Source organism: uncultured Pseudoteredinibacter sp., assembly GCF_947502065.1.
GTDB lineage: Bacteria > Pseudomonadota > Gammaproteobacteria > Pseudomonadales > Cellvibrionaceae > Pseudoteredinibacter.
On sequence record NZ_CANMYE010000001.1, the window covers coordinates 767,867 to 779,896 of the forward strand.

Annotated in this window: 7 protein-coding genes; 1 reads left to right on the forward strand and 6 read right to left on the reverse strand. The window is 45.4% G+C overall.

Going from position 1 to position 12,030, the window contains the following annotated elements; translation table 11 throughout:
* Positions 1-82: 82 nt before the first annotated feature.
* The 3 genes from Q1A41_RS03390 to Q1A41_RS03400 all read right to left on the reverse strand — a co-directional run bounded on the left by Q1A41_RS03390 (position 83) and on the right by Q1A41_RS03400 (position 7,386).
* A complete protein-coding gene (locus tag Q1A41_RS03390; RefSeq protein ID WP_299974713.1) occupies positions 83-2,593 on the reverse strand; it encodes a beta-propeller domain-containing protein in 2,511 nt (836 codons plus the stop codon).
* A gap of 346 nt (positions 2,594-2,939) precedes the next feature.
* Entirely contained in the window at positions 2,940-5,636 is a 2,697-nt protein-coding gene (locus Q1A41_RS03395; protein ID WP_299974715.1) for a beta-propeller domain-containing protein, read from the reverse strand.
* Positions 5,637-5,817: 181 nt separating this feature from the next.
* Positions 5,818-7,386 (reverse strand): AMP-binding protein, encoded by a 1,569-nt coding sequence (locus Q1A41_RS03400; RefSeq protein ID WP_299974717.1) that lies wholly within the window; start codon positions 7,384-7,386, stop codon positions 5,818-5,820.
* 199 nt (positions 7,387-7,585) lie between these two features.
* Between Q1A41_RS03400 and Q1A41_RS03405 the strand changes: the two genes are divergently transcribed.
* Positions 7,586-8,161 carry a uracil-DNA glycosylase family protein gene (locus Q1A41_RS03405; RefSeq protein ID WP_299974720.1) on the forward strand — a complete coding sequence of 192 codons (576 nt, stop codon included), beginning with the start codon at positions 7,586-7,588 and terminating at the stop codon, positions 8,159-8,161.
* Here the strand turns inward: Q1A41_RS03405 and Q1A41_RS03410 are convergent.
* From Q1A41_RS03410 to Q1A41_RS03420, 3 genes are all read right to left on the reverse strand, one after another.
* Positions 8,158-8,928 (reverse strand): SDR family NAD(P)-dependent oxidoreductase, encoded by a 771-nt coding sequence (locus tag Q1A41_RS03410; RefSeq protein WP_299974723.1) that lies wholly within the window; start codon positions 8,926-8,928, stop codon positions 8,158-8,160. The genes Q1A41_RS03405 and Q1A41_RS03410 overlap by 4 nt on opposite strands.
* A gap of 88 nt (positions 8,929-9,016) precedes the next feature.
* Positions 9,017-9,733: a hypothetical protein gene (locus Q1A41_RS03415; RefSeq protein ID WP_299974726.1), complete on the reverse strand. Its 717-nt coding sequence runs from the start codon at positions 9,731-9,733 to the stop codon at positions 9,017-9,019.
* Between the two features lie 139 nt (positions 9,734-9,872).
* The gene (locus Q1A41_RS03420; protein ID WP_299974728.1) at positions 9,873-11,969 is read right to left on the reverse strand and encodes a 3-hydroxyacyl-CoA dehydrogenase NAD-binding domain-containing protein; all 2,097 of its coding nucleotides are present in this window, start codon (positions 11,967-11,969) and stop codon (positions 9,873-9,875) included.
* Positions 11,970-12,030: the final 61 nt, after the last annotated feature.

Below are 12,030 nucleotides of genomic sequence, written 5' to 3' on the forward strand. Positions count from 1 at the left end.
CTGTGCGGGTTCTTGAGCAATTGAGTTTATTAAGCTGCCCGTACTGAGCTTGGCAGCTTAACAAGTGAATATCTCGATTAACCTAGGGAACATAATCGGGAATGTTGTTCCCCCAGCTTGCCCCCCAGAGTCGTCCTCCTTCGTAGTAGATTACTTGATCATTATAGATACGACTTCTAGCAGAGAGGGGAGCATTTTTTACATAGTTGGTAACAGCACTGGTTTGACTACTATAAGTTATGAGCTTTCCGTCGAAATTAAAGGAACTGTAATCACTGCTTAAATTGAACTGATACAAACCACTTTCTTGCCATTTGCTGGAGCCCGGCCTTGGTTGGGATGGTATAGGGTATTTGTAAATACTCATAGGAATAGCAAAACGAGCTGGCCTATTGCTGGAGGCTGGTAGGTAGCTGAAGCCAAGGGGGCTGTTGTTCACGGCTGATTCGCTACCTTCATCACCAAAGGTTTCGCTTTGCAGTAAAAGTGGCTGTTCAGGATTACTGATGTCGAATAAACTAATTTGATTCCCTTGATCTACGCCTTGACTTTTTTCGGATCGGCCTATGCCAAGAAGCTTACCGTTAGGTAATGGGTGTAAGTAGTTTGAATATCCTTGAACTTCAAGCTCACCTTCAACATAGGGGGCATCCAAATTCTCCATATTGATAATATATAGAGGGTCGACTTGCAAAAAGGTCACTGCATAAAGCTTGTTTCCAACAAATTGCGTAGATTTTAACAGCTCATTGGGCTTGCCAATGGGCCTTGGTTTAGCATGGTTGGGTATGTGAGATCTGTATACAAGCAGCCCTTCTCGCTTCATGGAAGGCGTCATTATTGAAAGCTGGTGTGATCTTTGATTAATATCGTTGAGATATGTAGTTACTATTGCCAGATCCCCGTCGATTTCACTAAAGCGATAGCGCGCACGATCCGGATTTGAGTCTAAGTAGCCGTCAACGCTCCCGCTAGCGCTGTATTCCAGCTTTTGGCCTAGAGCAATCTTGTGTATTTGCGTGCTATAGCTATAGGTAGAGAAGTCATCAGGTGCCGCGTTTCTATAGCTTTTAACACTGCTTGCTAAATAAGCAGCATTGGTTGAGACATAGAGGGATTCAATCTGTCCTGCTACAGCAATAGTTTCAATATCGCTTGGACTATTTAGGTTAATCCGGGTAAGCAACACTAAATTGTTTACGGGGTTCTTTCTGCCTGCGACAACAAATGTATTGTCTTTGTTCAAGACAGCTTTCCATGGGCCGCTGTCGACTTTGATTTGAGGGGAAAGGTCTTCCAAAGTGGCATCTTGAATTTTTGTTATAAGGCTACCCTTTTTCCGAATTTCCCTTAGGTCAATCGAACTACGCCAAAGTAGGTAGAGATTATCATTAATTCTTCGGTTTGCTAACATATAGCCCGATAAGCTAATACGCTGCATATCTCTTAACTCACAACTATCGCGTCGATAAGTATCAACATAGCTAAATCCACCACGCCAAGCCTTATCGACTTGCCAAGCGCTTGATAGTTTGTTTTGGTAAGCTATAACTTTTGTGGTGCTGATAGTTGCGGCGTGAGTAGAGCTGAGATACATGCCTAATTCTTCAATATCATCGATATAAATAGATCCGTCGTAGTCGCGATAGTTGGGCTTTCTGAACTTGCTTTTACTTAAAACAATGCCATCTTCATTAACTCTATAGCTCTCGATTGATTGCCCTTGATAGGTTGGAAAGGTAAAAGCGCATTGGTCGTCAACTTTCAAAGATTCGAGTTCGTCGACACCTGCTTCTTGTAGGTTTGCGTTTGATAGGTTTGGGATAAGGGTCGCGGTCGGGGAGCCGGGGCCTGAAGAGAAATCGTTATCTTCATTATATCCAGTTAAATGGAGTACTCCCTCGCGAAGATATTCTGCTAGATACTCATCGCTTTCGAGTTGGCTTAAGGTGGTGTAAGACGGGTACTCGCTTTCTGGGTTTGACAGCATTTGAATAGGTGCTTTTGTAAAAGACCAGTTGTTCGAACCCACGTTCGTTGTTACCAAGCCCTGTGTTGCACCGCTGAAGTCAAAAGTTAGTGTGCCTGCATCATTTACGTATATATAACTAGATGAAAGAGTACAGCCTAGACATTGTTGTTCTCTGTAGGAAAAACTGAGATGGCTTTCCCCTAAATTGGAGCCGTTTGTGCCAAACAGCCATGTTGGTTTGCCACTTTCATCGTAAAAATAATAAATGGCGGTTCGCCAACGATGTTGTTCAATATAAGTAAAACCATAACCAGAATTCTCTGGGTTGAACCATAGGCCTGTTTTTGGTGCTTCCTTACTCGTGTTACTTTGCCCAAAGGGCACCAACTCTAATGTGCTGGTAATATTATTTACGCTGATTTCAGCGCTTATTTCACGAGGAGCATTTACTGTGAACGAGATTTGTCCTGCTTTAGTATAAGAATCATGCAGGTTAAGGCCTGTATCCCATTTATGAAACAATAAATCCGCTTTAAAAGATGTAATTCCATTTTCACTCGATAACTCAGACTGTGCTGTATACCAGACTGGCTTGCCTTCTAAGTCATAGGTGTAGAACACTATAAATACGAGGTTTTCAGCGAATTGTATGTCGAAGCCGTGGCCAGAGTGATCGTGCCGAGGAGAATACCAGAGCCCTGATTGAAAGGGGAAGAGCTCACTATAAAGGCTTGCTACTCTATCACTATCAGCGTGCGAGATGGCGCTGAAAATTGCAGAGGAACATAGGAGTGTGGTTAATAGTAGTAATTTGTTTAGTAGGCGCCTTATCACAATAACTTCCATATTGGTTGGGGTATTTCATAATTAAATCTAGGGCAGGCTATATATAGATTTCTTATTGAACCCCCAAATTGTAAGCCATAGCCATAGCCATAGCCATAGCCATATTCACTTGCCTTTTTCTTTAGGGGACATAATCCGGGATATTGTCGCCCCAGTCGGCGCCCCACAAACGGCCACCTTCATAATACAATACACGATTTTCGAATATTGTCGCCCGTCCACCTAAAGCTGAAATACGTTTTTCGAAAGGCACGACAGTTTGATGGCGATCGTAAGTTATAAGTTCAGCCACCTTTTTAAAATCTGTAAAGTCTTCGTTAAATTCAAATTCAAATAAACCGCTGGCTTGCCACTGATCATCGCTGCTATTCCCAGTAGCCATCATCATGGGGATAGTAAAACGCGCCGGGCGATTATCGGTCTTTTGCAGATAGCTAAAGCCGTGATGGCTAGTGCCAAGTGCATTAGCGCTGCCAGCTTGTCCCAATACCATACTTTTCACGAGAGTTGGGTTCTTGGCGTCGCTTACATCAAATAGGCTAATTTGATTTCCTGCCTTTTGGCCAAAGCTATCGGCGGCGTGACCTACACCAAGCAATTTGTTGTTAGGCAGGGGGTGTAAGTATTCCGACCACCCAGGTACTTCTAATGTTCCTTCTATAAAAGGCGCATCGTGATCCTCTAAGTTAACCACGTAAAGTGGGTCAACCATTTCAAAGGTTACTGCGTACATTTTGTCTCCAACAAAACGAGTTGCTTCAAGACGCTCATTTAATTTACCCAGTGGTTGGAAATTTACCGGGTTGGGTAAATAGGATTTATAGACAAGAAACCCCTCTCGTTTGTTAGAAGGTGTTAAAATAGATAGCTTATATTGGCTTGCACCCAGTTCAATAAAGCGTGTGACTACGGCTAGATCGCCCTTGCTTTCACTCAGGCGAAACGCCGCAAGGTCTGAATGTTCATTTAGATAACCATCGACACTGCCGCTTCCAGCGTAACTTAAATCTTGATCTAAATTTACCTTGTGGATTTGGGTGCTGTAGGCATAGGATGAAAAGCCATTTGGAGCTCCGCTGCGGTAGCTATCCGCGCTGGTGACAAGATAGGCAGCATTGCTAGACATATACACTGTATCTAAGTGACCAGCTAGGGCAATGGTTTTAACATCGTTAGGGTCGCTCAAGTTAATGCGTGTTAGCATCATAAAATTACTGGCAGGAAATTCCTTACCGGCCAGCACATAAGTGTTATCCTTGTTTAAAGCAGCCTGCCATTCTTGGTCAGCGAGTTTTACTTGAGGAACTAATTCATCGAGACTCATTCCAGCTAGTGCAGCTTGTAGTTGTTCGCTGTGTTCTGAGTTCCAGCTTACAGAAACATTGGTGACACTGCGCCATAAAACATAAAGGCTTTGGCCTATACGGCGACTGTTAACGGCATAACCTGATAAGGCGATACGACGTGGCTCTTGTAGGAGGCAGTCTTCTCGTGGGTAAATATCAACGTAGCTGTAACCTCCTTGCCACACTTCATCTTGTTGCCAAGCATCACCGTAATGCTGCAGGTAGCTAGAGCTTACCGTGGCAATGTGTTCATCTGTTAGGTAAAGGCCCAAATCATTTGGATTGATAACTACATTACTTTCGCTCGATGCCTGGAATGGAGCCTTGGTATACTGTTGTTTTGAAATTACACTGCCATCATCGGCTAAAGTATGGCTAGCTACGCTGTTGTCTTTGTCGCTTGGGAAGGTAAAGGCACAGTGACCATCACTTTTGATATAATCAATTTCATCCACGCCTTTCTCTTGCAGGTTGGTACTGGATACAGCAGAGCTACTACTGCTTGGCGGTGGTGCAGGGGAGAAGTCAAAATCTTCAAGTATTCTGTGACTTAAGTTTAAATATCCAGCTCTTAAGTAATCAGTTAGGCCCTCGCTATTACTAAACCTGCTTAATTTAAAAAACGAGGGTCGTTCGCTCTCGACCTGAGATAGCATATGGATCGGCGAATTATTTAATGCCCAGGGACTTTGTTGCACTAGGCTGATCGTTACCTGCCCACGCTGTTGCTGGCTAAAGCTAAAATTCGCGCTGCCTGCTTTAACACCGCTAGGGGCGCTACCGGCACAGCTAAAGCATCTACCCTCAAATCGAAGTAATTCAATATCTGGCTTTACTCCGCCATTACTGCCATAAAGCCAGGTTGGTTCACCAGCGTCATCATAATAATAATAGAGGCCGAACTTCCAACGTTGCTGCTCCACATAGGTGAAGCCGTAGCCTGAATTTTGCGGATTAAACCATAAGCCTGTCTTTGGCTCTTCTGCACTTATATTACTCTGAGCGAAAGGCTCTAGTTCTAGGGCAGTGCTGCCACCTTGTACCTCGATATTGGCGCTTATCGATGTCGGGTTGTTAACCTCAAAGCTTATCTTCCCGTCTTTAACAAAGCCTTCGTATTTTTGAGTCTCAGTGTTCCAGCTGTGCAGCAGTAGGTCTGTCTCATACTTACCGTCGACAAGTTCGGCTTGCGCGGTATACCAAATTGGCTTGCGGTCGCGGCTATAGGTATATAGAACGATAAATACAATATCTTCAGCGAATTGAATATCGAGGCCGTGACCGTTGTGACGTTGTGACCACCACAAGCCCGATTGAAACAAAGGCAGGTCTTCGTATATTGTGGCGGCGTCTTTGTTGGCGGAGGGGGTATTCGGCAGATTTAGTCCGCCAGATGAAGATACGCTATAGAGTGCTAGCGCGAATGCGAGCGAAATAATACGAGTTGGCTTGCGAATGGAAAAAGACAGCATGATATTTTCCTTTGGCTGAAAAGGCCCGACTGCTGCAATTGCAGTGCATCCCTGGGTGATTTTGTTTAAGTATACCCCTATTTACTGTGGGAATATGTGATATAAGGCGCCAAAAGCGTGATAATAGTTTAACGGTCGAATTAGACTGATAGCCGCTCGGCGGCCATCAGTAGCGTATCAATTATGAATTTACTAATTTGTCACGTAGCTCTTTTTTGGCGACTTTATTGAGCAAGGAGCGTGGTAGTTCTTCTACGATATGAAACTCACGGGCCTGCTTAAAATCAGCTAGCTGGCTAAGTTGGTGCTGTTGTAGCTTGTCGATTAGCTCCTGATTGCTCAGCTCAGTCCCAAGTAGTGGACTTCTTATGATAAAGGCGGCTGGGACTTCGTCCAACATATCGTGGGGCTTGCCTACGACAGCTACCTCGTCTACTAAGCCGCTTGCCATAATAACGGCTTCAACTTCAGAGGCAGCGACATTCTCACCACCGACTTTAAGCATATCTTTGGCTCTATCGGCAAAGAAATAGTTACCCGCATCATCTAGAGTGATTCGATCACCCGTTTCAAACCAACCATCCACAAAACTCTTGGCTGTAGCCTCAGGGTCGTTTAAATATTCTTTAAATAGATTAATACCGGCAATGCCGCGAATAAATAAATCGCCTGTTTCACCTGCCGTAATCGGCCCCCCTTGCTCGTTGCGAACGCTAATTTCATAGCCATGGCAGGGGCGTCCAATACACATTTCAGGCCCTGGGTGATTTAAATCCCCGGTGATAGCTTGGGTTATGGTTTCGGTCATGCCGTAAAGTCCAAAAGTCTTCACTTTAAAATGATCTTCAATGCTGGGCAGAGCAACGGCAGGTGTCCAAAAACGGAAGTGATGCTCAGGAACGGCTTCTTCCATTAAGGCCTTAATGCAAAACGGGATCATCGATGCCCAGCTGGCTTTATATTGTAAAGCGGGTCGCCAGAAATGCGTTTTAGAAAAACGTGGCTGCAAAATATAAGTGCCACCCACCCATAAACTACCTAGCAAAGAATAGGATTGGTTATTGGTGTGAAAGAGCGGCAAAAAGGCTTGGCAAACATCATTGTGATGCAAAGCAAAGTTGCGGGCGTTGGTTTGAGCGCCCCAAATGGCATTGGCGTGGGTCCAGAGTACAGCTTTCGGGCGGGAGGTGGTGCCGGAGGTAAATTGGATAGACAGATTTTCATGAGTTTGCGGATGAGCATTCAGCGGCAACTCTTGATCTGCGATTAGCTCATCAAAGGCTAGCAGCTGATCGTTATCGGCATTGTCAGTGCAGGCAATAAACTCTAACGATGGAGCATCTTTTGGAAGGCTATCAATAAGGCTGGCTTGGCTAATGACCGCCTTTGCCGAGGTCTTCTCAATAAAATAGTCCATATCCGCTGCGACACTGCGGGTATTGGTTGTGACGGCTACCGCACCCAGCAAAGCACAGGCGTACCAGCTAAACAAAAATTCTGGACAGTTTTCTAAATGAATAACAACGCTGTCGCCTGGTTTAATACCTTTATCAGCGAGGCCTTGGGCGACGCGCCCACCTTGTTGGCAGAATTCTTCATAGCTCCACTGTTTGTCTTCACCTTCAAAGGCGGCCCAAATCAAAAAGGTTTTATTGGGGCACTGCTGACGCCAGTGCTGAAACAATCGCGGTAGGTCTCGGCCTGCAACGGCCTGTTCGAGGGTTTGTGAGCTGTGGCTGTTTGTGTTCATTGTTATCATTATCCATCCAGTGAAGAAACCCTTGAAAGTATATCGGTATAGGGCTTGGCCTTACCTGCCAAATTCTTGGGTGTAAAGTGACAATTGCAGTATTGCTATAGGATGATATTGAGCTGTGCTCTAACAAACAATCGCTTTATTTAGTACAGTAAGTTTTTACTTAATCGGCTGGCATAGGTGGAAAATGTAAATGACTGAGCATGCGGAGCTACTGCAGGAAGTTCGTGATTGCCGACGTTGTGAAGCGGAGTTGCCAATGGGCCCCAGACCAGTTATTCAGCATCATCCCGAAGCAAGAATCCTAATTGTCGGCCAGGCACCTGGGCGAAGAGTGCATGAAAGCGGCAAGCCTTTTGATGATCCCAGTGGTGTGCGTTTGCGTCAGTGGATGAATATTAGCGCTGAGCAATTTTATGACCCAAAACAGTTGGCTATTTTGCCAATGGGCTTTTGTTATCCGGGTACAGGGGCTTCAGGAGATCTGCCACCGCGTAAAGAATGTTTGCCGTGGCGAGAGCCGTTGATGGCTATGCTACCAAATATCAAGTTAACAATATTGTTAGGTCAGTACGCCCAGCGTTATCATTTTCCAGATCATAAAGGCAGCTTAACTGATTTGGTAAAGCAAGCCGATGTGAATAGCGATCTGATGATTCCTTTGCCACATCCAAGCCCGAGAAATAACCGATGGTTAAAACAGCAGCCATGGTTTGAAAAAGATTTTATTCCTTTATTCCAACAGCGTCTGTCGAAAATAACTCCCTAGTAAGTCTCCGGCACAGATTTTTTAAGGATATAAGCCAGCAATGGCTTCGGTAAAATTCTCGCTAGTCGAATTAAGCTTGCCGTAACAAAAGGGAATAGTACATCGTTCTTTTCTTTTTCAATGCCGCGAATCATATATTGGGCGGCTGCTTGTTCTGTGATTTCAAAAGGGGCAGGAATACCATCATCAGCTACCCGTTCAGTCGCGACAAAGCCAGGGTAGAGCGAGATAAACTTTAAGCCTGCGTTGGCCAATTCGATACGACAACTGTCCATCAGTATTCGGCAAGCGGCTTTTGCGGCGCTGTAGGGCCCTTGCATAGGTAGGCCAATAAATCCGGCTAGTGAGTTGGTGTGGGCAATAGTGCCATAGCCTTGGCTTTTCATGAGCGCAATAAGTGGAATGAGAAAGTTCACCAAGCTTTGATAGTTTAAAGCTAGGTTTTGCTGAACCTCATCAACACTGACATGGTTCATATTAAAAGATGGGCCATCTCCAACATTTAATAGGGCCAGGTCGAGAGCTTTTCCTTGTGAGGCAATTTTATCGATCAGCTCTTGTGCTTGCTGCTGATTTAGAGCGTCTATGATGTGAAATTCGACGGTGGAACCATTGCCTTCAATCTCCTGAGCCAGCGATACAAGTAAGTCTTCGCGGCGAGCGCAAATAATCAGGTGGTTATTTCGCTTGCTTAACTCCACAGCGAATGCTCGCCCAATACCTGAGGAAGCGCCGACGACTAAAATATTTTTATTATTGAGCTGCATAGGAATCCCTTTGTATTAATGCTAGTTATAACTAACATTGTGGTTTCAGGCAAGCTCGAATTGATGGTTTTGATAATGGATTCAAAGTCTAAGTCGATTTTGGAAGAGGGTTGGAAAGCGATTTAAAAAGTGAATCGGCGCAATCCTTATTGTAAAAGAAACCCAATTGCACATGCGCCCCTTCAAACTGAGATGGAGAAAAGCTTAGCTTTTCGTAGAGTTGCTGCTCTTCAAGTTTTAGATGAATACTGTAATTATCACCAAAGGCATAGTCCACGCGCTTGTTTAGAAGCATTCGCAAGCCTTGACGAATACTGTCTACCATAACAAGTTCAGCTCCGGCGTCTGTTAGGCTTTGATGGACTGGGCCAAAATCTAAGCTGCGTAAAATGGCAACCCTTTTATTGTTGAGAATGCTAATTTTATCCCAAGAAAAATATTCTTCTTGCTTAAGCTGATAGAGACCAAGTTCTACTTCTTCATCAGAAAGTGATTGAAAGATGGCGTGGCTGTTGTCCGTTTTTGGTGGGTAAAAAGAAAGGCACCAATCTGTGCCTGCAATAATTCGCTGTGCTCTTGCTGGAGGAAGAAATACTGGCTGAATAGGCTGTTTGATTTTGAAGTGTTCTTTTGCGTAACGCCTAAATAGCTGCATTAAATAGCCATTCTCAGGTATATCTTCACTGATTAAGGGCGGATACTCCATGGTCATGATAGTGTTGTTGGGCCCCTGTGCGGATACTGTATTGTTGCCGCAGATTAGGCCGAAGAACGCTAGGGCAGTGCGGGTTATAGATATAGCCATTTTAAAATGCCTAGGGCGCAGAAAATTAGAATAAAGTTACCCTAGAGTATATATGATCAAAACTGGCTATCTATATTTTTTACCTATAAAAAAGGAGGGCGATAGGCCCTCCTTAATATTTCCTAATTAAGAGATTGGCTTACTTGCTGGCCCAATCCTTAAAGGTTTTACCTGATTCGGCTAGCTCTTTCAGTAACGTGGATGGTGCCCAATACTGATCACCATGTTGCTTGGCAAACTCGCTAATGCGTGCAGAGATTTTGTCTAAGCCGATATGATCGGCGTAGTGCATTGGGCCGCCACGATAAGCTGGGAAGCCATAGCCAAAGCAGTATACGACATCAATATCACTTGGGCGTTGGGCAATGCCTTCTTCCAAAATCTTAGCGCCTTCGTTAATCCAAGCGTAGGTTAAGCGCTCTAGAATCTCTTCGTCGCTGATGGCTCGGCGTTCAATGCCTTGAGCCTTGGCTTGTTCTTCAACAACTTTCATTACTTCTGGATCATTAATGCGAGCGCGGGTTTGGGCGTCGTATTTGTAATAACCGGAGCCTGACTTCTGACCTAGGCGTCCCATCTCTACTAGAGCGTCGGCAATACAATAAGTCTTTGGCTCACCTTTTTGTTCGTCGCTTAAGGCTTGACGTGCTTTATAGCCAATATCTAAACCGGCCAAATCCCCCACAGCTAGAGGCCCCATGGCCATGCCCCATTTTTGCATGACGCTGTCGATTTGCTCGGGGCTTGCGCCTTCAATCAAACACAATTGGGCTTCGCGACCATAAGGACGCAACATGCGGTTGCCGATAAAGCCGTAACAGTTACCTGCCAAAACCGGCACCTTGCCAATCTTCTTGGCTAGCTTCATCGAGGTTGCAATCACGTCATCAGCACTGTCGCTGCCGCGCACAACTTCGAGCAGTTTCATTACATTGGCAGGGCTAAAGAAGTGCAAGCCGATAACATCTTGTGGACGCTTGGTGGCATTGGCGATGGCATCGATATCTTGGTAAGAGGTATTGGTCGCTAGAATGGCGCCTTGTTTACAGACACTGTCTAGCTTGGTGAAGACTTCTTTTTTGATGTCGACATTTTCGAAAACGGCTTCGATCACTAGGTCAACATCACCTAGATCTTCATAGTTTGTGGTGCCGCTGATTACGCTTAAGCATTTGGCCTTTTGGGCTTCGCTCATTTTGCCTTTGCTTACGGTAATGCTGTAGTTTTTATCAATAATGGCTATGCCGCGATCTAGGCCTTCTTGATTAATCTCCAGCATGGTAACCGGAATACCGACATTGGCGAAGTTCATGGCAATGCCGCCGCCCATGGTGCCGGCGCCAATAATGCCAACGCGCTTGATATCACGAAGCTCGGTGTCTTTTGCTAAACCGATTACCTTGGCCGCTTCACGCTCGGCAAAGAACATATGACGCATTGCAGAGGATTGTGGGCCTTGCATCAATTCTACAAAGAGCTCACGTTCGGTTGCCAAGCCTTTATCCATATCTTGGCCAACAGCAGCTTCAACACAGCGGATAATATTCTGCGGAGCAAGCTGGCCGCGAAAGCGCTTAGCCGCTTTTTTGCGTGCCGCTTCGAATACTTCTGGGCCCGCTTGGCTGGCTGGAATTTCGATGTCGCGCACGCGCTTAAGCTGTGCCTTATCGGCGGCAAGAGACTTGGCAAAGGCAATCGCGCCTAGCTCTAAATCGCCTTCAACGACAACATCAATAAGATTCATCTTTTCGGCTTTTTTGGCCGCTACCGGGTTGCCGCTGGTGATCATATCCAACGCTGCTTCAACTCCGGCTAGACGAGGGGTGCGCTGGGTACCGCCAGCACCTGGTAACAAGCCCAGTTTTACTTCGGGTAAACCAACTTTGGCGCTGTCTAGTGCAACACGATAGTGGCAGGCTAGGGCCGTCTCAAAACCACCGCCCAGTGCGGTGCCATGAATGGCCGCCACCACAATCTTGTTAGAACTCTCAATAACATTGAGCATATCTGGTAAAGAAGGTGCTTTTGGTGGCTTGCCAAATTCGGTGATGTCCGCGCCCGCAATAAAGGTGCGACCTTCGCAAATGATCACAATAGCCTTGCTGTCATCTTTTTGAGCTTTCTTGATGGCTTTGCAGATGCCATCGCGTAAGGCGTGTGATAGGGCGTTTACGGGTGGGTTATTGAGTCGAATAACACCAACACCGTCAATAATTTCATATTGGGTAACGGACATGAAAAACTCCTGCTTGGGGGTTCTTGGGTAATGCCTGCCATTTTACTTTATGTGTAACCAA